A 21,199-nucleotide genomic window follows, 5' to 3' on the forward strand; every position below is an offset into this window, starting at 1 on the left:
CTTGAACTCATCCGTGTACCGCTTGCCGCTCATCCTGACCTCCTCGGTTGCCATAAATTATGGCTCGAAGATGTCTACGAAAGGCTGGCCGGTCCACACCTTGTTCTTATCACGAGCGCACTATCTGCGAACCGATGAATACACTGAACTCGAGGCTGGCATTCACAGGCCAGATCTTCCCTTCGCCTACGCGCAGTTCGAATCGTTGAACTGGTATGACCAAAGGCCCGAATCTCTATCGCAACTGGCTCAACAGATCGCCCTAGCACGAGGCCATCAAAACCCGAGCGATGATGCTTCGCGTCTAAAAACATCAGCCATCTACCTCGCGCCTTTCGGTCCAAAGGGCAGCCAGAAGCCGTCGACGGTATGCTATGCGCAGGACGGCTATGCGTTCAACGAATCAGAAGTTCTGTGGAACGCGTGGCAATTGCAGGCCCCGCACCTAGGTGATCGCCATCTCACGAGCGGCATCGGCATCTATCGTTTGGGGGTTCGGCGGCGCACCCCGACTTTCTATATCTGGGGTTCTTTGAGCCAGCTGAATGGAGGAACAAGTAGCTCGTAAGAAAGGGGAGCCACGATTGCTCCTGTCGCTGCTCTCCGTCCCGCGAACGGCTGCTTTCGGGATAGCCCGATGGCTGCTTCGGGTCGGCAAGCGACGTCCACGAAAACTCACGAAGAACTTTTTTGCCCGCCGCGTACGCTTCCATCACGCATTCTTCAACGCGACGTCCCTTCCTCCCCTTCCGGCGCCCCACCTTCCAACCCCGCCAGCAACTTCCCCAACAGTTCCGACAACTGCGCCTGTTCCGCCACCGACAACACAGCCAGCACCGCACGCTGGTTATCGATATGCGCAACAACCGCCTCATCGATCAGCGCCCGCCCCGCATCCGTCAGCGCGACGAGCGTGCCGCGCCCGTCGGCCGGGTTCGGCTGCCGCTCGACCCACCCCGCCTTCTGCAGCCGATCGATGCGCGCGGTCATCCCGCCCGACGACATCATCAGCGCGTCGTACAGCGCGGTCGGCGTCAACGCGAACGGCGCGCCGCTGCGCCGCAGCGTCGCGAGCACGTCGAATTCGCCCGGCTGCATGCCGTAGCGCGCGAACAGCGGATTGAGACGGTCGCGCGCGATCACGAGCGCAGCTTCCTGCAACCGCCCCATCACCACCATCGACGTTGCGTCGAGATCCGGACGCTCGGCGCGCCATTGCGCGAGCGCATGCTCGGCTCGATCCATTAACCCTCCTCGGCCTACCAGTTATCTTGACGTCGAGATAAATCAACGTTTATCTTGATGTCGAGATACTTTACCTGAAAAACGCGTGGCGCCTCGCTGGCAGCCGCGCATCGATATCGAGGGCCCTGCGATGAATCGCTTCACTTCCCCCGGATGGCGGCTCGCCGCGATCGTGCTCGTCGGGCTGAACCTGCGGCCGGCGCTCGCCGCGATCGGCCCGCTGCTCGACATGATCCAGCGCGCGACGGGTATCGGCGATGGCGCAGCCAGCCTGCTGACGACGATCCCGATCCTGCTGATGGGGCTCGGCGCGTTGAGCGCGCGGCGCCTGCAGCGCATCACCGGGATCGCGGGCGGCGTGTGGCTCGGCGTCGCGTTGATCGGGTTGGCTTGCGCGTCGCGCGTGGGGGCGCAGCATGCGTGGCTGTTGCTCGCGAGCGCCTGCTGCGCGGGCGTCGGGATCGCGATGGTGCAGGCGCTGTTGCCCGGCTTCGTGAAGGCGCATTTCGCGACGCGCATCGGCGGCGCGATGGGCGTCTATTCGACGTCGATCATGGGCGGCGCGGTGCTCGCGAGCGTCGTCGCGCCGTTCGCCGCCGCGCGCTGGGGCTGGCTCGCCGCGCTCGCGGGCTGGGCGTTGCCGGCGGCGCTCGCCGCGCTGGCCTGGCCGCTGGCCAGCCGTGGCGGCGACGCGCTTGTCGCCGGGCCGGCGTCGGTATCGAATGCACGGCCGTCGCGTTCGCCGCGCGCATGGCGGTTCGCGCTGTTCTTCGGTATCGCGACTGGCGCTTACACGCTCGTGCTCGCGTGGCTGCCGCCGTACTACATGCGGCTCGGCTGGTCGCCGACCGCGGCCGGCAGCCTGCTCGGCGGCGTGACGCTCTCGGAAGTCGTCGCGGGGCTGGCGATTTCCGCGACGATCGACCGCGTGCCCGATCGCCGGCCCGCGCTGCATGCGGCGATCGCGTCGCTGTTCGTCGGCTTGCTGGTGATGCTGGCCGCGCCCGACGCACTCGCGGTGCCGGCCGCGCTGCTGCTCGGCGCGGGAATCGGCGCGTTGTTTCCGCTGTCGCTGATCGTTACGGTCGACCATGCGGCCACGCCGGCCGATGCCGCGTCGCTGACGGGCTTCGTGCAGGGTGTCGGCTACCTGATTGCCGGCGTATTTCCGTTCGCGGCCGGCATCGTGCGCCAGCGTCTCGCGGACCTGACGCCCGCGTGGATCGCGATGGCGTGCCTCTGTGTCGTGCTGTTCGTGCTCGCGGCCGGGTTTGCACCGAAGCTGGCGCGGCACGTCGCGCGGGCCTGAGCGACGCCGCGGGCCAGCGGCACGGGCGCCTGCGGGCAGGCATGGTGTGTCGTCCCGGGCATGCTCGCACCAGCAATATCGTCGCGGCCCGTCCAGATACTCGGCTCCACACACAGGTGCGTTCAGCCCCCGCTCGCGTACAGCGTCGAATCCGCGAACCCTTCGGCGTCGAGCACGCGCCCGATCAGGATCAGCGCGGTGCGCTCGATCTGCGTGCCCTGCACCTTATCGACGATGTCGGCCAGCGTACCCGTCACGCGTTCCTCGTCGGGCCAGCTTGCGCGATAGATCACCGCCACCGGGCAATCGGCGCCGTAATGCGGCAGCACTTCGTCGACGATGCGCGCGAGATGGCGCACGCCGAGATGGATCGCGAGCGTCGCGCGATGCGCGGCGAGCGCGCCGAGCGCTTCGCCTTCCGGCATCGTCGTCTTGCCCGCGAAGCGCGTGAGGATCACCGTCTGCGCGACGCCGGGCAGCGTCAGCTCGACGCCGAGCGTCGCCGCGCACGCGGCCGTGGCCGTCACGCCCGGCACGATTTCGTACGGAATCCCGAGCGCTTTCAGGCGACGGATCTGCTCACCGATCGCGCCGTACAGCGACGGGTCGCCGGAATGCACGCGCGCGACGTCCTGCCCTTTCGCATGCGCGGCGGCAAGCAGCGCGACGATCGCATCGAGGTCGAGCTCGGCCGTGTTGACGACCTGCTCCGCGCGATGACCGTCGAGCACGGCGGCCGGCACGAGCGAGCCCGCATACAGGATCACCGGGCACGTGCGCACGAGGCGCTGGCCCTTCACCGTGATCAGCTCCGGGTCGCCGGGGCCCGCGCCGATGAAATACACCGTCATCGAAATTTCTCCGTCAATTCATGGGATGGCCGCTGCGTCGCGTCACGCGCGCGCGGCCGGATCGAGTGCGTCGATGAGCGCCGTGACCGAGTCGAACGCGCGGTCGGCATCGGGCAGCGGCGGCCGGCGCAGCATCACGACCGGCAGCCTGCGTTCGCGCGCGACGTCGAGCTTGGCCTCGGTGGCCGCGCCGCCACTGTTCTTGCTGACGACGACGTCGATGCCGGCCAGCGCGAACAGCGCGCGCTCGTCGTCGGGCGTGAACGGCCCGCGCGCGGCGATGACCTGCGCGCGGGCGTTGCCGGCGTGTGCATCGAGGCAGCGCACGAGCCAGAACTGGTGCGGCGGGATCGCGTCGAGATGCGCGAGCGGCTCGCGGCCGAGCGTGAACAGCGGACGCCTGAACGGCGCGAGCGCGGCCTCGATGCCGGCCCAGTCGTCGACCATCCGCCAGTCGTCGCCCGGTTGCGGCGTCCACGGCGCGCGGCGCAGCGCCCATAGCGGCACGCCCGCGTCGCGCGTCGCCGCCGCGGCGTTCGCGCTGATTTGCGCGGCGTACGGATGGGTGGCGTCGATCACGAGGCCGATGCCGGCGTCGCGAAGATACGCGGTCAGCCCGGCTGCGCCGCCGAAACCGCCGACGCGCACGTCGCAGCGCAAATCGTCGGGCGTCTTGCCGAGGCCGGCGAGACTATAGACGTGATGCGAGCCGAGCGCGCGCGCGATTTTCAGCGCATCGCCGGTGCCGCCGAGCAACAGGATGCGCGGGCTCATCGCGCCTCCCCGACGAAGCGGCCCTGCCGGTCGATCGCGAACATCTCGACGGCGACCGACGGCGGCACGATGTCGCGCGCGACCCGCAGCGCGTGCGCGCAGACGAGATCGCCGAGCGGCACGCCGTCGGCCTGCGCGAGCTTCAACGCTTCCTGGCTCGTGTTCGCGGCGCGCATCGCGGCCTGCAGCGCATCGCTCGCGCCGGCTTCCGCCGCCCACTGCGCAAGCAGCGGCAGATCGATGCTCGAATGGCGGCTGTGCAGGTCGAGATGGCCGGCCGCGAGCTTGCTCAGCTTGCCGAAGCCGCCGCACATCGACAGGCGCGCGACCGGCGCGCGCCGCAGGTGCTTGAGCACCGCGCCCGCGAAATCGCCCATTTCGATCAGCGCCATGTCGGGCAGATGGTAGTGCGCGCGCATCGCATCCTCGCTCGCGTTACCGGTGCAGGCGGCGATGTGCGCAATGCCGTTCGCCCGCGCGACGTCGATGCCCTGATGAATCGACGCGATATAGGCCGAACACGAGAACGGCCGCACGATGCCGGTCGTGCCGAGGATCGACAGCCCGCCGACGATGCCCAGCCGCGGGTTCATCGTCTTCAGCGCGAGCGCCTCGCCGCCTTCGACGCCGATCGTCACGTCGAAGCCGCCCGCGTAGCCGTGCTCGGCGGCGAGTGCTTCAAGGTGCGTGGTCATCATCTGCCGCGGCACCGGGTTGATCGCCGGTTCGCCGACCGGCAGCGTGAGCCCCGCGCGCGTGACCGTGCCGACGCCCGGCCCCGCATGAAAGCGCACGCCGGGCGCCGCCGCGAGCGCGACGCGCGCGAAGACCAGCGCGCCGTGCGTGACGTCCGGATCGTCGCCGGCATCCTTGATCGTGCCGGCTTCGGCGCCTTCAGCCGTGGCGCGGCAGAATTCGAGCCGCATCATCACGCGCTGCCCCTTCGGCAGCACGATCTCGACCGCGTCGTCAGCCTGACCGGCGAGCAGCAGCCGCGCGGCCGCGAGCGACGTCGCGGTCGCGCAGCTGCCGGTCGTGTAGCCGAAGCGCAGCGGCGCCGGCTGTTCGGGGGTTTCGTCGCGCATCACGCGTCCGTTGCGTCCGTTGGGTTCGACGCGCCGGCCGCGCTTGCGGCGTCGGGCTTGCGCACGTCGTACAGCGTGACCGGCAGCGGCTGCCGCCACGTGTCGAAGCGGCCGAGCGGTTCGGCATGCGCGAGCGACACGCGCGTAAGCGTGCCGCCATGCGCATCGCGCCATGCGACGAGCGCTATCTCGCCTTGCAGCGTGACCGCGTTCGCGACGAGCCGTCCGCCGGGTTTCAGCGACGCCCAGCACGCGTCGAGCACGCCGGGCGCCGTCGCGCCACCGCCGATGAAGATCGCGTCGGGCGCGGCGAGCCCCGCGAGCGCATCGGGCGCACGGCCCGCGACGAGTTGCAGGCCCGGCACGCCGAGCGTATCGCGGTTGTGTTCGATGAAGCGCTGCCGTTCCGCATGCGCTTCGATCGCGATCGCCTGGCAGGATGGATGCGCGCGCATCCATTCGATGCCGATCGAGCCGCTGCCGGCGCCGACGTCCCACAGCAGTTCGCCGGCCGCGGGCGCGAGGCGCCCGAGCGTCATCGCACGCAGGTCGCGTTTGGTGAGCTGGCCGTCGTGGCGGTACGCGTCGTCGGGCAGGCCGGGCGTGAGCGCGCGGCGCGGCGCGTCGGGACTCGCCCGGCAGTCGAGCGCGACGAGGTTGAGCGCGGCGGTCTCGTCGATGTTCCAGTCTTGCGCGAGGCCGTCGATCCGGCGCTCGAGCGGGCCGCCCAGATGTTCGAACACGCTGACGCGCGTTGGCCCGAAGCCGCGGGCGGCGAGTTCGGCCGCGACCGCGGCCGGCGTACGGCCGTCGGCGCTCAGCACGAACAGGCGTCGACCCGGCAGCAGGTGGCGGGCCAGCGTCGCGAGCGGACGCCCGACGAGCGAGACCGCGCCGACGTCCTGCAGCGCCCAGCCGAGGCGCGCGGCCGCGAGCGACAGCGACGACGGCGCGGGCAGGACGCGCCATTCGTCGGGAGAAAGCGCGCGGGCAAGTGTCGCGCCGACGCCGAACAGCATCGGGTCGCCGCTCGCGAGCACGCACACGGGCGCGCCGCGGCGCGCGAGCAGTCCCGACAGGTCGAACGGCGACGGCCATGCTTCACGCGCGGCGCGCAGCCGCGCGGGCAGCATGTCGAGATGCCGTTTCGCGCCGACGACATGCGTCGCGTCGAGCAGCGCGCGCCGCGCGTGGCGTCCGAGCCCCGCGTAACCGTCGTCGCCGATGCCCACTACCGTCAGCCACGCCGTCATGCACCCTTCCCCATCGTTCGATTCCATCGTGTCGCCGCGCGGCCGTGAAAGCGCCGATGCAGTCGTCCGCGTTGCAAAAAACGGCATGGTACCGTGTTCCACCCGGCGTTTCATCTGCCGGCCCGCCCGCGCCCGACCGTTGCCCGCTTCGCCCGCCGCGAATGCCCGGCCGGTCCCGAATCGCGGCCGAAATCGGGTATCCTACGGCCGTTCGTTCGCCGGTGCCCTTCGGGGCCGAAGAGGGAACACAGGGCGCACCGCGCGCCGCTGTGGCTGCCCCCGCAACTGTAGACAGCGAGCCGATCTCCCCCTCACGCCACTGGTTTCACCGGGAAGGCCGGGAGGCGGCGCCGACCTGTCAGCCAGGAGACCTGCCGGCCAGAAAGTGCGTGCGTGCCAGTCGGCGTCGGGCGGGGTGTACCGATGCGTTGGCCGTGGCGCCACACTGTTCCGGTATCCCGTTGAATTCCGCCCCCGATTCGATTCCTGCGTCGCCCATCGTGCGCCCGTCGGCTTGCCCGGGGCTCGTGCGCGTGGTCGCGGCCGCCGACGGCGGGCTGTGCCGGATCAAGCTGCCGGGCGGCCGGCTCGACGCGCGCCAGGCGCGTGCGATCGCCGCCGTCGCGCGCCGGTACGGCTCCGGCGAGATCGATGCGACCAATCGCGCGAATCTCCAGTTGCGCGGCATTCGCGAAGGCGCGTCCGATGCGCTGATTCACGCGCTGCTCGACGCAGGGCTCGGCCCGCGCACAAGCGCCGACAACGGCGCCGCCGATGCGGCCGCGCTCGCGGCGAGCGACGACGTCCGCAACCTGATGCTGAGCCCGCTCGCCGGGCACGACCCGGCCGCGCTCGTCGATAGCCACACGCTCGCCGTGCCGCTGCTCGACATGCTGGCGAGCGAGCCGCGCCGCGGCGAACTGTCGCCGAAATTCTCGATCCAGCTCGACGGCGGCGAAGCGGTCGCGGCGCTCGATCATCCGCACGACATCTGGCTCGCCGCATGGCGTCGCGGCGACGGCGCGGTACGTCTCGCCGTGGGGCTGGCCGGCTGCCCGCCGGTTGCGCACGACGACCGGCCCGCGTCGGTCGACGTGTCGATCGATCAGGGCGTCGCACTGGTTCGCGCGCTGCTGCTCGCGTTCCTCGATCTCGCGCCGGCCGACGTCACGCGGATGCGCGCGTTGCTGGCGACGGGCGGCGAACGTGCGCTGCTCGAGCGCGCGCAATACTATCTGCCGTTCCCGCTCGCGGCCGATCCGACGCTCGCCGGCTGGCGGCGCATGCGCGCGGACGCTGCGATGCGTTTCGGCGCATACCCGTCGCGCGACGGCGCGCGTTGCAGCGTCGGCGCGCAATTCGCGCTTGGGCGGCTCGACGCGGCGCAACTGGAGCAGCTCGCGGCACTGACAGAAGCCGACGGCGACGGCACGCTGTCGCTGACGCCGTGGCAAGGCGTGTTCATGCACGGCGTGCCGAACGCACGCGCGGCCGCGACGCGCGAAGCCCTCGCGTCGCTCGGCCTCGTGTGCGCGGCGTCCGACCCGCTGGCGACGCTCGTCGCCTGCACCGGCAGCGCGGGCTGCGCGAAAGCGCACGCCGACACGAAACACGACGCGCGCGTGCTTGCCGCGCGCGTCGGCCATCCGCTCGACGTGCATCTGACCGGTTGCGAACGCCACTGCGCGCTGCCGCACGCTGCCGCGCATACGCTCGTCGCGGTGGCGCCCGAACACTACGACCTTTATCGGCGCGACGCGGCCGCGGGCCTCGGCGCCCTGCTCGCGCGCCGTCTGACGATTGACCAGGCCGCGGTCCGCCTCATGGACGCGCGGCACAGCCAGGACACCACCGATGCTTGACTACATTCGCGACGGGCAGGAAATCTACCGTCAGTCGTTCGCGACGATCCGCGCCGAGGCCGACCTGTCGCAGGTGCCGCCCGATCTCGAGAAACTCGCGGTACGCGTGATCCACGCGAGCGGGATGGTCGACGTCGTGTACGACCTGCGTTTTTCCGCCGGCGCCGGCACGGCCGGCCGCACCGCGCTCGCGGCCGGCGCACCGATCCTGTGCGACGCGAGGATGGTCGCCGAAGGCATCACGCGCGCGCGGCTGCCCGCCGCCAATCGCGTGATCTGCACGCTCGGCGAGCCGCAGGTGCCCGATCTCGCGCAACGCCTCGGCAACACGCGCTCGGCCGCCGCGCTCGAACTGTGGCGTCCGCATCTCGCGGGCAGCGTCGTCGTGATCGGCAATGCGCCGACCGCGCTGTTCCACCTGCTCGACATGATCGACGCCGGCGCGCCGCGCCCCGCGCTGGTCGTCGGTTTCCCGGTCGGCTTCATCGGCGCGGCCGAATCGAAGGCGGCGCTCGACGCCGACAGCCGCGGCGTGCCGTACGTCACGCTGCTCGGCCGGCGCGGCGGCAGCGCGATGGCCGCCGCCGCGGTGAATGCGCTCGCGACGGAGGTCGAATGACGAGCGCGCGCGGACGGCTGTTCGGTGTCGGGGTCGGCCCCGGCGATCCCGAACTGATGACGATCAAGGCGCTACGCGTGCTGCAGGCGGCGCCCGTGGTCGCGTATTTCGTCGCGAAGGGCAAGAAAGGCAACGCGTATGGCATCGTCGAAGCGCACCTGCTCGACGGACAGACGCAACTGCCGCTCGTCTACCCGGTGACGACCGAGGCGCTGCCGCCGCCGCTCTGCTACGAGACGGTGATCGCGGATTTCTACGACACCGCGGCGGAGATCGTCGCCGCGCACCTCGATGCAGGCCGCGACGTCGCAGTGATCTGCGAAGGCGACCCGTTCTTCTACGGCTCGTACATGTACCTGCACGACCGTCTCGCGCCGCGCTACGACACCGAGGTGATCCCCGGCGTGTGCGCGATGCTCGGCGGCACGGCCGTGCTCGGCCAGCCGCTCGTCTATCGCAACCAGAGCCTGTCGGTGCTGTCGGGCGTGCTGCCCGAGCACGAACTGCGCGAGCGGCTCGCGCGGGCCGACGCGGCCGTCGTGATGAAGCTCGGCCGCAATTTCGACAAGGTGCGGCGCGTGCTCGACGAACTCGGACTCGCGAAGCGCGCGCTGTACGTCGAGCGCGCGACGATGGCGAACCAGCGCATCGTGCCGCTCGACGAAGTCGATCCGATGGCGTCGCCGTATTTCTCGCTGCTCGTCGTGCCGGGGGAAAAATGGCAAGGATGACGACGACGCCCGCGATCGTGATACTCGGCGCGGGCGCGCTCGATACGGCGCGACGTATCCAGGCGCGTTATCCGGGTGCCCTCGTGCACGGTCTCGCGTCGCGCGTCGAGGCCGACGTGCCGTTCGACGAACTCGGCCCTCACCTGCGCGAACTCTATGCGCGCGGCTTGCCGATCGTCGCGCTGTGCGCGGCCGGCATCGTGATCCGCTGCCTCGCGCCCGCGCTCGCCGACAAGGGCGTCGAGCCGCCGGTGCTCGCGGTCGCGGAGGACGGCTCGGCCGTCGTGCCGCTGCTCGGGGGGCTGACCGGCGTCAACGTGATCGCGCGCGAAATCGCCGAATGCGTCGGCGTCGCGCCCGCGATCACGACGAGCGGCGAACTGCGCTTCGGCGCGTGCGTGCTCAATCCGCCGGAAGGCTATGCGCTCGCCGATCTCGCGCAGGGCAAACGCTTCGTCTCCGACCTGCTCGCGGGCGCATCGACGCGCATCGACGGCGCCGCGCCGTGGCTCGACGACGTCGCGCTGCCGCGCGATGCCGCAGCCGCGCACGCGATTCGCGTGACGCCCGATGCATGGCGCGGCGCTGAAGACGAACTCGTGATTCATCCGCGCAGCGTGGTGGTCGGTGTCGCCGCGAATGCCGTGCATGCCGGCGAAGCGCTTGCTGTACGCATCGAAGCCATGCTCGACGCACAGGGCCTCGCGCGGCTGGCGCTCGCGGCCCTCGTCGCGCCCGCATCGGCAATCGGCGAACCCGCGCTGGAAGAAGCGGCGAACACGCTCGACGTGCCGCTGCGTTTCGTCGATAGCGATAGTGATCGCGACGCGCCCGCCGACGCCACGACGCTGCTCGGCCGCGCATTACGCGTCGCCCACACGCTACGTGAAGAATCGAACGGCCTCGCATGCGCGATCGCATCGCACCCGGTCGATCCGGCCACGCTCGGCCGCGCACGCGGCCGCCTGACGGTGCTCGGCCTCGGCCCGGGCGGCGCCGCCTGGCTCACGCCGGCCGCACGCGCGGCGCTCGCGGATGCGACCGACATCCTCGGCTATACCACCTACGTGAACATGGCCGGCCCGTTTCGGGCGGACCAGCGCGTGCACGGCACCGACAATCGCGAGGAAATGCAGCGCGCGCGTCATGCGTTCGAACTGGCGACCGAAGGCCGGCGCGTCGCGGTCGTGTCGTCGGGCGACCCCGGCGTGTTCGCGATGGCCGCGGCCGTACTCGAAGCGCTCGATGAAGCCCGAGACCCGCAATGGGCCGCGGTCGACCTGCGCGTGGAGCCCGGCATCTCGGCGTCGCTCGCGACGGCCGCGCAGGCCGGCGCACCGCTCGGCCACGATTTCTGCGCGATCTCGCTGTCGGACAACCTGAAGCCGTGGGACGTGATCGAAACGCGCCTGCGGCATGCGGCGCAAGCCGATCTCGTGATGGCGTTCTACAACCCGATCTCGCGCGCGCGGCCGTGGCAGCTCGACCGTGCGCTCGATATCGTGCGCGCGCATCGCGCGGCCGACACGGTGGTCGTGCTCGGCCGCGACATCGGCCGGCCGGGCGCGACGCTTTCGACGACGACCCTCGGGGCGCTACGCGGCGATCAGGTCGACATGCGCACGATGGTGATCGTCGGCTCGTCGACGACGCGGCGCTTCGCGATCGGCAACGCGCGCGAATGGGTCTATACGCCGCGCTGGTATCGCTGACTACCGCTGCGCCCGCCGGGTTGCGCATACCGCATCCCGGCGGGGTTCGCACGAATGTGAATGCGCATGCGAGCGAGCCGTTGATCGGCATGCCGGTTCGCTGGAACCGGTCCATCCGCGCGGCGGCGCGCGATCGATCGGAAAAAGTGCCCTCCGCGCGTTTCGATATTCGACCGAATCGGCAAGTTCGTTACGTATCGAGAATCGAATAACAAAAAGAAGAACACCTAAGTTTCCTATTCGACGCGAATCCTCCAAGATAGGCACGCCGCAGGCGGGACACGTCCGTTGCCCGCCGGCGACGATACGCAGGCCAGCGTATCCCTCTTCCACTTGGAGAACACAGAATGAACAACAATGTGTTGCCGCGTTTCATTCCGCGTGCGTTTGCCGCGGGTTGTCTGCTCGCGATGGCGAGCGTGTCGCACGGTGCCGGTGTCTATGCGCCCTATGTCGACGTGACGCTCTATCCGACACCGTTGGTCGATCAGATCGGCGTGCGCCAGGGCATCCAGCAGTTCACGCTCGCGTTCGTGGTCGCGGGCAACGGCTGCGTGCCGTCGTGGGGCGGCGTGCAGCCGATCGGCAACGGCGCGAGCGGCGGGCTGCTGACCGCGCTGTCCACGTCGATCGCGAGCTACCGCGCGAAAGGCGGCGAAGTCGCCGTGTCGTTCGGCGGCGCGAACGGCACGCCGCTGATGCAGGTGTGCTCGACGGTTCCCGCGCTGAAGACCGCGTACCAGACGGTGATCGACACGTACGGCCTCACCCATATCGACTTCGACATCGAGGGCGCGTCGCAGCAGGACACGGCGGCGGTCGCGCGCAACTTCCAGGCGGTCGCGCAGTTGCAGGCCGACTACGCGGCGAAGGGCAAGCCGCTGCACGTGACGCTGACGCTGCCGACGATGCCGACCGGGCTCACGCAGGACGGCGTGAACGTTGTCAACGCGGCCATCGCGAACAAGACCACGTTCGACGCGGTCAACGTGATGGCGATGGATTACGGCCCCGCGAACATCGACATGGGCGCCGCCGCGATCAGCGCCGCGCAGGCGCTCTATTCGCAGCTCGACACCGCGTTCAAGTCGGCCGGCCAGCCGAAGACCAACGCGCAGCTGTGGCAGATGGTCGGCGTCACGCCGATGATCGGCGTCAATGACGTGCAGGGCGAAACCTTCACGCTCGCGAATGCGCAGACCGTGCTGAACGCGGCCGTCGCGAACGGCTACGGTTTCTTCGGCAACTGGTCGGTCGGCCGCGATCAGGCGTGCCCGTCCGGCGGCACGTATGCGTCGCCGACCTGCTCCGGCGTCGCGCAGCAGCCGTACGCGTTCGCGACGATCTTCAAGAAGCTCGACGGCAAGTGGGGCGCGGGCGTCACGCAGGATCCGAACTACGGCGGCGGCTCGGACGGCGGCACGCCGCAGCCGGGCGCACCGTGGGCGGCCGGCCAGGTCTATACGGCCGGCGCGACGGTCACCTACCAGGGCACCACGTATCAGGCGCAGTGGTGGACGCAGGGCGACGTGCCGGGCCAGGCGGCCGTGTGGAAGCCGATAAGCGGCGGCACGCCCGCGTGGTCGGCGACGACCGCGTATCAGGGCGGCACGTGCGTGACGTATCAGGGCGCGAAGTATTGCGCGAAATGGTGGACGCAGGGCGACAACCCGAGCGCGGGCGGCGTGTGGGTGAAGTCGTGACGGTGCGACGCGCTCGCGCGTGACGCGCGGCGGGTCGTTGCCGGCGTGGCAGGACCGCACGCCGGCGACGGCCCGCTGCCCGCGCCGTCGCGCGCCGCTGCCCTACCCGCGCGCGTGCTCGGCCTGCAACCGCGCCTTCGCGTCGACGAGCAGTGCCGCATGCGCGTCGCGATGCTGGCGGATCCGCTCGGTCGGCCCGACGACCGACAGCCCGTACCAGTCGCCGTCGAGCGTCAGCGCGACCGCGATCGCCGATAGCTCCGGCGCGCTCTCGCCGAAATTCTCGGCCCAGCCGAGTTCGCGAAACCGCGCGGTCTGCGCGACGAGCGCCGGGAGGTCGGCCACCGTCGCGTCGGTCAAGCGTTCGAACGGCAGTTGCGCGCCGAGCGCCTGCTGCGCATCGCTCGCGAGTTCCGCGAAAATCGCCTTGCCGATCGAGTTCGCATGCAGCGGCCGCAGCTCGCCCGGCTGGCGCGTATAGCGGATCGCCTGCTCCGATTCGACGACATCGAGATACGTGACCGATGCGCCCTGAATCTTGCCGAGCACCGCCGTTTCGCGGCTTGCATCGCGCAGCGCGACGAGGTGCGGATGCACGATGTCGACGACCGGATCGGTCGCGTCGATCGCGGCGGCGACCGTCTGCAGGCGCCGCGTCGGATAGTAGCCGCCGCGCTTGCGCACTTCGTACAGATAGCCGCGGCTCACGAGCGTGCGCGCCATCGCGAGGCAACTCGACGCCGGCACATTGAGCAGGCGCGCGAGTTCGGTGAGCGGCAGCGGCCGCCGTTCGGCGGCGAACAGCTCGAACAGGTCGAGCGTGCGGGCAACGAGTTTGACGTCCATGACGAGCGCTAGATTCGGAACGGGAAACCGCGCGCCGGGCGGGCCGCCGGGTCGCTACGGTCAGTAAGACTTCGGCAGCCCGAGCACCTTCTCCGCGATGTAGCACAGGATCAGTTGCGGGCTCACGGGCGCGAGCCTCGGAATCATACACTCGCGCAGATAGCGCTCGACGTGATATTCCTTCGCGTACCCCATCCCGCCGTGCGTCGCGATCGCCGTCTGGCACGCCTGGAACGCGGCTTCCGCGCCGAGGTATTTCGCGGCGTTCGCCTCCGCGCCGCACGATTGGCCCGCGTCGTAGCGCGTCGCGGCCTTCATCACCATCAGCCACGCGGCCTCGAGCTGCATCCACGCCTGCGCGAGCGGATGCTGGATCGACTGGTTCTGCCCGATCGGCCGGCCGAACACGACGCGCTCGCACGCATACTGCGTCGCGCGGCGCAGCGCGGCCTGCCCGAGCCCGATCGCCTCGGCCGCGATCAGGATCCGTTCGGGGTTCAGCCCGTGCAGCAGATAGCGGAACCCGTCGCCTTCGTGGCCGATCAGGTCGTCGCGCGACACGCGCAGGTTGTCGATGAACAGCATGTTCGAATCGACCGCCTTGCGGCCCATCTTCTCGATCTCGCGCACTTCGACATGCGCACGGTCGAGGTCGGTATAGAACAGGCTCAGCCCGTCGGTCGGCTTCGCGACCTGGTCGAGCGGCGTCGTGCGCGCGATGATCAGCATCTTGTTCGCGACCTGCGCGGTCGAGATCCAGATCTTGCGTCCGCTCAGCACGTAGTGATCGCCGTCGCGGCGCGCCTGCGTGCTCAGGTGCGTGGTGTCGAGCCCCGCATCGGGTTCCGTTACCGCGAAGCACGCCTTGTCGTGGCCGGCGATCAGCGGCGGCAGGAAGCGCGCCTTCTGCGCGTCGTTGCCGAACACCTGCACCGGGTTCAGCCCGAAGATGTTCATGTGGACGGCCGACGCGCCGGACAGCCCCGCGCCCGACGCGCTGATCGTACGCATCATCAGCGCCGCCTCGGTCATCCCGAGCCCGGCGCCGCCGTAGGCCGGGTCCATCGCGATGCCGAGCCAGCCGGCGTCGGCGAGCGCCGCGTGGAAATCGGCCGGAAACCCGCCGGCGCGATCGCGTTCGAGCCAGTAGTCGTCGCCGAAGCGTTCGCAGATTTTCTCGATCGCGCTTTCGATCGCGCGCTGGTCGTCGGTCAGGTCGAACTGCATGGACTGCTCTCCCGGAAAGCGTGAACGGCCGCGCCGCTCACAATGGAAACAGGCCCGTCGCGACCGCGGCGAAGACCATCAGCACGGTGGCGGCGAACAGGAACGGAATCGTGAATTTCTGGTGCTCGGCGAGCTCGACGCCGGTCAGGCCGACGATCAGGAACGTCGCGGGCGTGAGCGGGCTCACCGGAAAGCCCGTCGTCATCTGGCCGAGCAATGCGGCCTGCGCCATCTGGATCGGCGGCACGCCGAGCAGCTTGCCGCTCTCCGCGAGCACCGGCAGCACACCGAAGTAGAACGAATCGGGATCGAACAGCAGGCTGAGCGGCATCGACAGCAGCCCGAGCACGAACGGCATGTGGCGCGCATGCTCGACAGGCACGTGCGCGACGACGACCTCGGCCATCGCCTTCAGCATCCCGGTGCCGGACATGATGCCGGTGAACGCGCCGGCCGCGAGCAGCACGCTCGCCATCATCAGCGCGGCCTTCGCATGCGCGTCGATCCGCTCGCGCTGTGCCTGGACGTCCGGATAGTTGATCACCAGCGCGGCGACCGTGCCGAGCATGAACATCACCATCGGGTCGACGATGCCCGACACCAGCGTGCCGAGCACGACGAGCGTGAGCGCGACGTTGATCCCGAAGCGTCCCGGGCGGCGCAACGCGCGTTCGGCGTCGGTCAGCTCGCGCGGCGCGATCGCGAGCGCGGCCGCGCCGGCGCGGTCGAGCCCGAGCCGTTTCGCCTCGCGCACGCCGAGCACGTACGCGGTGCCGAACACGAACACGAGTCCGACGATCTGCACCGGGATCATCGGCGTGAAGATCGCCGAACCGGGAATGTGCAGCGCGGCCGACGCGCGCAGCATCGGGCCGACCCACGGCAGGAAGTTGACGCCGGCCGCCATCGACGCGACGCACGCGAGGATCCGACGATCCATCCCGAGCCGCGTATAGAGCGGCATCATCGCGGGCAGCGTGACGAGAAACGTGACCGCGCCCGAGCCGTCGAGATGGATCAGCAGCGCGAGCAGCGCCGAGCCCATCACGATGCGCGGCGGATGGCAGCCGATCGCGCGCAGCACGCCCGCGATGATCGGGTCGAGCATCCCCGCATCGGTGAGGATGCCGAAAAATAGAATCGCAAAAACGAACATCCCGGCGATCGGGCCGATGTTCTGTACGCCGTGCACGATGAACTTGCCGGTCTGCAGTCCGAAACCGGCCGCGAGCGACGCGGCCACCGGCACGACGATCAGCGCGACGAGCGGCGACAGCCGCTTCGTGATGATCAGGCCGAACAGCGCGACGATGGCGACCGCGCCGATCCATGCGAGCATGATGCGTCTCCTCTTCAGCCGGCGCGCATCGACGGGCGTGTCGATGCGCGGGCTGGTGTGATGTCCGAATATGGGTGTGCCGGCGCGCGCGGCCGTGCACCGCCGTGCGGCACGGCCGCGCGCGTCGCGATGCCGGTCAGGTCCGGCGACGGTCGTCGCCGTCGTTGCCGTCGTCGTCCGCGAACACCTGCGCCGCATGTTCGTTCAGCGCGGGCGGTGGCCGCCGGTACGTGGCCGGCGTGCGGCCGAGCTTGATCGGCGACGCGATGCCGCGGTGCCGGCCCAGCTCGACCTTCATCTGCCGGTGCGCGACATGCGGATGGTCGAGCGCCGCGTCGAGCCCGAGCACGGGCGCGCACGGCACGCCGCGGCGCATCAGGTGCTCGGCGAGCGTCGCGCCGTCGTGCGCGGCCAGCGCCGTTTCGAGCAGCGTGCGCAGCGCGGCGCGGTGCTGGCTGCGCGCGCGGTTGTCCACGAAACGCGGATCGTCGAGCCAGTCGCGCGTGCCGAGCACGTCGCACAGCGCGGCGAACTGCCCGTTGTTGCCGACCGCCAGGAAGATGTCGGCGCCCGCCGTCGGAAAGCTGTCGTACGGCGTGATGTTCGGATGCGCGTTGCCGGTGCGCACGGGCGCGTTGCCCGAATGAAAGAAGTTCGGCGTATGCGGATGGAGGATCGACAGCGCGCAGTCGAACAGCGTCGATTCGACGAACTGGCCGCGCCCGCTCGCATCGCGCTCGCGCAGCGCCATCAGCACGCCGAGCGCCGCGTTCAGCCCCGTGACGAGATCGACGATCGGCACGCCGACGCGCAGCGGCGCACCGCCGGCTTCGCCGTTGACGCTCATCAGCCCGGCCAGCGCCTGCACGGCCGCGTCGTAGCCCGGCAGCCCGCCGAGCGGGCCGTCCGCGCCGAAACCCGACACGCGGCAATACACGAGGCGCGGAAACCGCGCATGCAGCGCGTCGAACCCGAGCCCCCAGCGCTCCATCGTGCCGATCTTGAAGTTCTCGACCAGCGCGTCCGCGCGTTCGAGCAGCCCGAGCAGCCGCTCGCGATCGGCCGGCTGCGTCAGGTCGAGCGCGATGCCGAGCTTGTTGCGGTTCACGCCGAGGAAATACGACGCGGTGTCGCCGTCGAACGGCGGGCCCCACGTGCGCGTTTCGTCGCCGGACGGCGGCTCGACCTTGATCACCTCCGCGCCGTGGTCGGCGAGGATCTGGGTCGCGTACGGGCCGCCCAGCACCCGCGACAGATCGATGATGCGCAATCCCGCCAGCGCGCCCTGCTGCTCGTGTTCCGCCATGCGTCTCGCTCCTGGTTCCGGTCGATCGGACTGCCGGTTCCGGTGGTCCCGCGCTTGCGCGCCGCTTCTCCGGATTCGATGAATAATTCTTGTGCGTGAATTTATATTCACACTGGAGAATTATGTTGTCAAGCCCGAAGGGACCCGGCTGCCGCGCGGCTCGCGTCGTCGCGCGCAAGCGGGGACGATGCCGAACGCGGGCCGGTTGCGGTGGCGCCTCGCTGTTCGCTAAGCTGGCGGGCCACGTTCATCCGAACGATACGAGGCGGAACATTCATGAAACGATTGTGGCTGGCGGCCTTCGTGCTGGCGTCGACGCTGGGCGTCGCGCATGCGCAGAACCAGACTTTCCATTTCGGCGAAGGGCAAACCGGGATGCCGGGCGCCGCGCCGCATGCCGCCGCGCCGGCGGCCCGGCCCGCGCCCGCACGTCGGCACATCACCGCGCCATCGCATCATCACCGGCGGGCGGTTCACAAACGCCGCCATTCGCGCCACGCGAAGCCGACGCGCAGCGGGATCTACACGCACGCATGAGCTTTCGTCCGTTCCGTCGTGCGACCGCGGTGCACGGAATTGTCACGAACGGCCGGTAACATCGGCGCGGCGGCTTGCATGCCGTCGCCGCCTGCTGTCGGACAACGGCCGCCGGCGTGCACTTCTCTCCACGATTCAGCACCTGTCTTGCCAGAACATGAGCACCGGGCCGGATACCCTCGCCGTCATCAAGGAACGCGCCACGATCGTGTGCCGCCAGCGCAGCAGCGTGCTGCTGGTCGCGCGCACCACGGCGCGCTGGTCGCTGCCGGGCGGCACGATCCGGCGCGGCGAGACGCCGCTCGAAGCCGCGCGGCGGGAACTCGCGGAGGAAACCCGGCTCGAGGGACTCGCGCTCGACTACGCGGTGCAGTTCGGCGGGCTGACGAAACTGCATCACGTGTTCGTGGCCGACGTGCCGGCGCACCTGATGCCGCGCGCGAGCAACGAGATCGCCCACTGCAAGTGGTTCGCCATCGACCGGCTCGACACGCTGCGGGCGAGCGTGCCAACACGCAAGATCATCGAGCTGCTGCGGCTCGACTGTTTCTCCGCATTCGTGAGCGAACCGCTTCGCTAAGGTCGGTGCCGGCTCAGGCTCAGGCTGAGGCACGGCTCGCGGCGATTACGCGCGCAGGAACGGGCCGGCCTTGCGTTCGAGCAGCGCGACGAGTTCGGGCTGCATGAACGCGTAGCGGTCGGGGATGTCGAGGCAGACGATCTTCCGGTGCTTCAGATGCGCACCGAATTGCGCCGACAGTCGCGCTTTGTGCGCGCGCTCCATCACGAACACGATGTCCGCCCAATCGAGCTGCTCGGCGGACAGCCGTACATCCGCGTCCGGCGCGAGGCCCGCGGAGTCGGTTTCGACGCCCGGCCACGCGGCGAACACCGCTTCGGCCGTCGGGCTGCGCAGCCGGTTGCGGCTGCAGATGAACAGAGCACGTGCCATGTCGCTTCGCGGCCGCCCGGAGGCCGGCTCAACCTTGCGGAATCGTGCCCGGCCGCACGTACGCGAGCATGTGCGGCACGTAATCGGCCTTGCCGAGTTCGACGCCGTGATGGCGCAGGATCGCGTACGCGGCGATCGCGTGAAAGTAGAACTGCGGCAGCGCCCAGTCGCGCGCGTACTGTTCGCCGGTCATGTCGAACGCGACCCCGTTCGGCATCTCGAGCGAGATCGGCAGCGCTGCACCGCCATCGAGCGCATCGGGCGCGAGTTCGCCGAGAAAGGCGAGCGTGCCGGCGATGAGCGCCTGCGCATCGGCCGGCGAGCCGGGTTGCGCATCGGCGTTCCAGCCGGCCTCACGCAGCGCCAACAATGCCGCCGGCAGCGGTTCGCCACGCAGCCGGTGAACCGGCTCCATCGCCTGGAAACACGAGAGGCGCACCTGTGCGGCGAGCGGATACATGTCGGGCGCGAGCCTCAGCGTCATCGCCGCGTCGGGTTCGTCACCGGCGGCCTGCCGGTGCGCGACGGCCTTGTCAAGCCACGCGGACTGTGCGCGCAGCATCTGGGTGTAGGTCGGAACGAGAAGTTGGGTCGGTGACACGCGTGCGCTCCTGTGCTGAGGGTTCGCGCCACACGATAGCAGCGTCGGCACGAACCTGCATCCTGACCGGCCGCCGGCGGGCGTCAACGCATGCCGTTAAGGCTTGCCGTGCCGCGCGAGGAACCGGTCGAACTGCGACGCGAACGTCTTGCCGTCGCGCGCGCTGAACGGCGCCGGCCCGCCGGTGTCGATGCCCGCGCTGCGCAACTGGTCCATCATCGCGCGCGTCGACAGGCGCTCCTCGATGTTCTCGCGGCTGAACCAGTTGCCGCGCGGGTCGAGCGCATGCGCACCCTTGTCGAGGACGGCGGCGGCCAGCGGGATGTCGGCGGTGATCACGAGGTCGCCGGATTCCGCCAGCTCGACGATGCGCGCATCGGCCACGTCGAAGCCGGCCGGCACCTGCACGGCCTTGATGAACGGCGACGGCGGCGTACGCAGAAACTGGTTCGCGACCAGCGTCACGTGGATTTCGGCGCGACGCGCGGCGCGAAACAGCATGTCCTTGATGACGGCGGGACATGCGTCGGCATCGACCAGTACTTGCATGGCGGGGGTTTCCAGTGGGCAGAAGCGCAAACGCCGATCATAGCGCACCGCCGGCCGGCCATCAGCCGGCGAGATCCGTGCGAAGCGCGTCGGCCGTCATCCATCGCGCGCCCCACGCCGCGGCGAGCCGCGCGCCCTGCCCGATTCGCACGGCCGCATCGTCGAAGTCGACGAACACGACGTGATCGGCCGCCGCGGGTTTGGCCGGCATCTCGCGCGTGCGGCCGTCGGACAGCACCCACAGCCAGCGCTGCTTGCCGGGCTCGCGGCGAGCGGCGCGGGCAAGCAATTGCGCGGCGGTCGCGATACCGTCCGCGAGCGGCGTGCCGCCGCCGCCGTCGACCGGCTCGAGCCAGCGCGCGTTCCACCAGCGCGGTACGGCCGGGCCGAAGCGCCGCGCGGCGCCGTTGCCGCCGAAGCAGATCAGCGCGGTTTCGACGCGTGCGCGCGCGGCCTGATCGAAATACGCGACGATCAGCCCCTTCGCGAGCGCGAGCCGCTCATGCGACAACATCGACGCCGAACAATCGAGCACGAAGCAATGTAGCGCGTGCGGCGTGCCCGCGCGTTTCCCGTAGCGCAGATGATCGCGATGCAGCGGGCCGCCGCGTTTCGCGGCGAGCGTCGCCGGCCACGCGACGGCCGTGCCCGCGCGCACCGTGCCCGGCACGCGCGCGGCGGCGCCTGACTGCCATCGA

General features: G+C 70.0%; 22 protein-coding genes and 1 riboswitch. Of the genes, 9 read left to right on the forward strand and 13 right to left on the reverse strand.

The window, feature by feature from the left end:
- The coding region (locus HWX55_RS28930; protein WP_208458724.1) for a hypothetical protein at positions 1-568 on the forward strand (568 nt) is incomplete at its 5' end.
- Positions 569-723: 155 nt separating this feature from the next.
- Here HWX55_RS28930 and HWX55_RS28935 read toward each other — a convergent pair.
- The gene (locus tag HWX55_RS28935) at positions 724-1,245 is read right to left on the reverse strand and encodes a MarR family transcriptional regulator (protein ID WP_175978217.1); all 522 of its coding nucleotides are present in this window, start codon (positions 1,243-1,245) and stop codon (positions 724-726) included.
- A gap of 130 nt (positions 1,246-1,375) precedes the next feature.
- Here HWX55_RS28935 and HWX55_RS28940 point away from each other — a divergent pair, with 130 nt between their 5' ends.
- A complete protein-coding gene (locus HWX55_RS28940; RefSeq protein WP_175978218.1) occupies positions 1,376-2,554 on the forward strand; it encodes an MFS transporter in 1,179 nt (392 codons plus the stop codon).
- Between the two features lie 122 nt (positions 2,555-2,676).
- Here HWX55_RS28940 and cobM read toward each other — a convergent pair whose 3' ends face one another.
- The 4 genes from cobM to cbiE are packed head-to-tail and all read right to left on the reverse strand — an operon-like array spanning position 2,677 to position 6,517.
- Positions 2,677-3,405: a precorrin-4 C(11)-methyltransferase gene (gene cobM, locus HWX55_RS28945; protein WP_175978219.1), complete on the reverse strand. Its 729-nt coding sequence runs from the start codon at positions 3,403-3,405 to the stop codon at positions 2,677-2,679.
- Between the two features lie 42 nt (positions 3,406-3,447).
- Positions 3,448-4,179 carry a cobalt-precorrin-6A reductase gene (locus HWX55_RS28950; RefSeq protein ID WP_175978220.1) on the reverse strand — a complete coding sequence of 244 codons (732 nt, stop codon included), beginning with the start codon at positions 4,177-4,179 and terminating at the stop codon, positions 3,448-3,450.
- Positions 4,176-5,264, reverse strand: coding sequence for a cobalt-precorrin-5B (C(1))-methyltransferase (locus HWX55_RS28955; protein ID WP_175978221.1), 1,089 nt, complete (start codon positions 5,262-5,264; stop codon positions 4,176-4,178). Before HWX55_RS28955 ends, HWX55_RS28950 begins: the two co-directional genes overlap by 4 nt.
- A complete protein-coding gene (cbiE, locus tag HWX55_RS28960) occupies positions 5,264-6,517 on the reverse strand; it encodes a precorrin-6y C5,15-methyltransferase (decarboxylating) subunit CbiE (RefSeq protein ID WP_175978258.1) in 1,254 nt (417 codons plus the stop codon). Before cbiE ends, HWX55_RS28955 begins: the two co-directional genes overlap by 1 nt.
- Before the next feature lie 202 nt (positions 6,518-6,719).
- Positions 6,720-6,911: riboswitch (cobalamin riboswitch) on the forward strand.
- A gap of 106 nt (positions 6,912-7,017) precedes the next feature.
- On the opposite strand from cbiE, the gene cobG reads away from it, so the two are divergent.
- The 5 genes from cobG to HWX55_RS28985 all read left to right on the forward strand — a co-directional run bounded on the left by cobG (position 7,018) and on the right by HWX55_RS28985 (position 13,144).
- Positions 7,018-8,379, forward strand: coding sequence for a precorrin-3B synthase (cobG, locus tag HWX55_RS28965; protein ID WP_279612704.1), 1,362 nt, complete (start codon positions 7,018-7,020; stop codon positions 8,377-8,379).
- Positions 8,372-8,998, forward strand: coding sequence for a precorrin-8X methylmutase (locus HWX55_RS28970; RefSeq protein ID WP_175978223.1), 627 nt, complete (start codon positions 8,372-8,374; stop codon positions 8,996-8,998). Before cobG ends, HWX55_RS28970 begins: the two co-directional genes overlap by 8 nt.
- A complete protein-coding gene (locus HWX55_RS28975) occupies positions 8,995-9,729 on the forward strand; it encodes a precorrin-2 C(20)-methyltransferase (protein ID WP_059789898.1) in 735 nt (244 codons plus the stop codon). Before HWX55_RS28970 ends, HWX55_RS28975 begins: the two co-directional genes overlap by 4 nt.
- A complete protein-coding gene (gene cobJ / locus HWX55_RS28980) occupies positions 9,726-11,441 on the forward strand; it encodes a precorrin-3B C(17)-methyltransferase (RefSeq protein ID WP_175978224.1) in 1,716 nt (571 codons plus the stop codon). The genes HWX55_RS28975 and cobJ overlap by 4 nt, the downstream gene beginning before the upstream one ends.
- 347 nt (positions 11,442-11,788) lie before the next feature.
- On the forward strand, positions 11,789-13,144 hold the full coding sequence (locus HWX55_RS28985; protein WP_175978225.1) for a chitinase: 1,356 nt from the start codon (positions 11,789-11,791) through the stop codon (positions 13,142-13,144).
- 102 nt (positions 13,145-13,246) lie between these two features.
- Here the strand turns inward: HWX55_RS28985 and HWX55_RS28990 are convergent, their stop codons facing one another.
- From HWX55_RS28990 to HWX55_RS29005, 4 genes are all read right to left on the reverse strand, one after another.
- A complete protein-coding gene (locus HWX55_RS28990; RefSeq protein ID WP_175978226.1) occupies positions 13,247-13,990 on the reverse strand; it encodes an IclR family transcriptional regulator in 744 nt (247 codons plus the stop codon).
- A gap of 60 nt (positions 13,991-14,050) precedes the next feature.
- Positions 14,051-15,217 carry an acyl-CoA dehydrogenase family protein gene (locus HWX55_RS28995; RefSeq protein ID WP_175978227.1) on the reverse strand — a complete coding sequence of 389 codons (1,167 nt, stop codon included), beginning with the start codon at positions 15,215-15,217 and terminating at the stop codon, positions 14,051-14,053.
- A gap of 37 nt (positions 15,218-15,254) precedes the next feature.
- Positions 15,255-16,556, reverse strand: coding sequence for a citrate:proton symporter (locus HWX55_RS29000; RefSeq protein WP_175978228.1), 1,302 nt, complete (start codon positions 16,554-16,556; stop codon positions 15,255-15,257).
- A 136-nt stretch (positions 16,557-16,692) separates the two neighbouring features.
- Entirely contained in the window at positions 16,693-17,862 is a 1,170-nt protein-coding gene (locus HWX55_RS29005) for a CoA transferase (protein WP_175978229.1), read from the reverse strand.
- 276 nt (positions 17,863-18,138) lie between these two features.
- On the opposite strand from HWX55_RS29005, the gene HWX55_RS29010 reads away from it, so the two are divergent.
- Complete coding sequence (locus HWX55_RS29010) at positions 18,139-18,399, forward strand: hypothetical protein (RefSeq protein ID WP_175978230.1); 261 nt, start codon at positions 18,139-18,141, stop codon at positions 18,397-18,399.
- A gap of 157 nt (positions 18,400-18,556) precedes the next feature.
- Complete coding sequence (locus HWX55_RS29015; RefSeq protein WP_175978231.1) at positions 18,557-18,979, forward strand: NUDIX hydrolase; 423 nt, start codon at positions 18,557-18,559, stop codon at positions 18,977-18,979.
- A gap of 45 nt (positions 18,980-19,024) precedes the next feature.
- Here the strand turns inward: HWX55_RS29015 and HWX55_RS29020 are convergent, their stop codons facing one another.
- From HWX55_RS29020 to HWX55_RS29035, 4 genes are all read right to left on the reverse strand, one after another.
- The gene (locus tag HWX55_RS29020; protein ID WP_124652787.1) at positions 19,025-19,351 is read right to left on the reverse strand and encodes a low molecular weight protein tyrosine phosphatase family protein; all 327 of its coding nucleotides are present in this window, start codon (positions 19,349-19,351) and stop codon (positions 19,025-19,027) included.
- Between the two features lie 28 nt (positions 19,352-19,379).
- Positions 19,380-19,952, reverse strand: coding sequence for a DUF1993 domain-containing protein (locus tag HWX55_RS29025; protein WP_175978232.1), 573 nt, complete (start codon positions 19,950-19,952; stop codon positions 19,380-19,382).
- A gap of 96 nt (positions 19,953-20,048) precedes the next feature.
- Positions 20,049-20,501 carry a YaiI/YqxD family protein gene (locus tag HWX55_RS29030; RefSeq protein ID WP_175978233.1) on the reverse strand — a complete coding sequence of 151 codons (453 nt, stop codon included), beginning with the start codon at positions 20,499-20,501 and terminating at the stop codon, positions 20,049-20,051.
- A gap of 61 nt (positions 20,502-20,562) precedes the next feature.
- Entirely contained in the window at positions 20,563-21,171 is a 609-nt protein-coding gene (locus tag HWX55_RS29035) for a VWA domain-containing protein (RefSeq protein WP_175978234.1), read from the reverse strand.
- Positions 21,172-21,199: the final 28 nt, after the last annotated feature.

The sequence above is a fragment of the Burkholderia sp. BCC1047 genome (genome assembly GCF_902833155.1).
GTDB lineage: Bacteria > Pseudomonadota > Gammaproteobacteria > Burkholderiales > Burkholderiaceae > Burkholderia > Burkholderia sola.

Coding starts and splice junctions, on each gene's coding strand:
- HWX55_RS28955 (WP_175978221.1), bottom strand. CDS start 5,264: ATGCGCGACGAAACCCCCGAACAGCCGGCGCCGCTGCGCTTCGGCTAC.
- cobM (WP_175978219.1), bottom strand. CDS start 3,405: ATGACGGTGTATTTCATCGGCGCGGGCCCCGGCGACCCGGAGCTGATC.
- HWX55_RS28985 (WP_175978225.1), top strand. CDS start 11,789: ATGAACAACAATGTGTTGCCGCGTTTCATTCCGCGTGCGTTTGCCGCG.
- HWX55_RS29000 (WP_175978228.1), bottom strand. CDS start 16,556: ATGCTCGCATGGATCGGCGCGGTCGCCATCGTCGCGCTGTTCGGCCTG.
- HWX55_RS28950 (WP_175978220.1), bottom strand. CDS start 4,179: ATGAGCCCGCGCATCCTGTTGCTCGGCGGCACCGGCGATGCGCTGAAA.
- HWX55_RS29020 (WP_124652787.1), bottom strand. CDS start 19,351: ATGGCACGTGCTCTGTTCATCTGCAGCCGCAACCGGCTGCGCAGCCCG.
- HWX55_RS28935 (WP_175978217.1), bottom strand. CDS start 1,245: ATGGATCGAGCCGAGCATGCGCTCGCGCAATGGCGCGCCGAGCGTCCG.
- HWX55_RS28990 (WP_175978226.1), bottom strand. CDS start 13,990: ATGGACGTCAAACTCGTTGCCCGCACGCTCGACCTGTTCGAGCTGTTC.
- cobJ (WP_175978224.1), top strand. CDS start 9,726: ATGACGACGACGCCCGCGATCGTGATACTCGGCGCGGGCGCGCTCGAT.
- HWX55_RS28970 (WP_175978223.1), top strand. CDS start 8,372: ATGCTTGACTACATTCGCGACGGGCAGGAAATCTACCGTCAGTCGTTC.
- HWX55_RS28975 (WP_059789898.1), top strand. CDS start 8,995: ATGACGAGCGCGCGCGGACGGCTGTTCGGTGTCGGGGTCGGCCCCGGC.
- HWX55_RS29010 (WP_175978230.1), top strand. CDS start 18,139: ATGAAACGATTGTGGCTGGCGGCCTTCGTGCTGGCGTCGACGCTGGGC.
- HWX55_RS28940 (WP_175978218.1), top strand. CDS start 1,376: ATGAATCGCTTCACTTCCCCCGGATGGCGGCTCGCCGCGATCGTGCTC.
- HWX55_RS29030 (WP_175978233.1), bottom strand. CDS start 20,501: ATGCAAGTACTGGTCGATGCCGACGCATGTCCCGCCGTCATCAAGGAC.
- cbiE (WP_175978258.1), bottom strand. CDS start 6,517: ATGACGGCGTGGCTGACGGTAGTGGGCATCGGCGACGACGGTTACGCG.
- HWX55_RS29005 (WP_175978229.1), bottom strand. CDS start 17,862: ATGGCGGAACACGAGCAGCAGGGCGCGCTGGCGGGATTGCGCATCATC.
- HWX55_RS28995 (WP_175978227.1), bottom strand. CDS start 15,217: ATGCAGTTCGACCTGACCGACGACCAGCGCGCGATCGAAAGCGCGATC.
- HWX55_RS29015 (WP_175978231.1), top strand. CDS start 18,557: ATGAGCACCGGGCCGGATACCCTCGCCGTCATCAAGGAACGCGCCACG.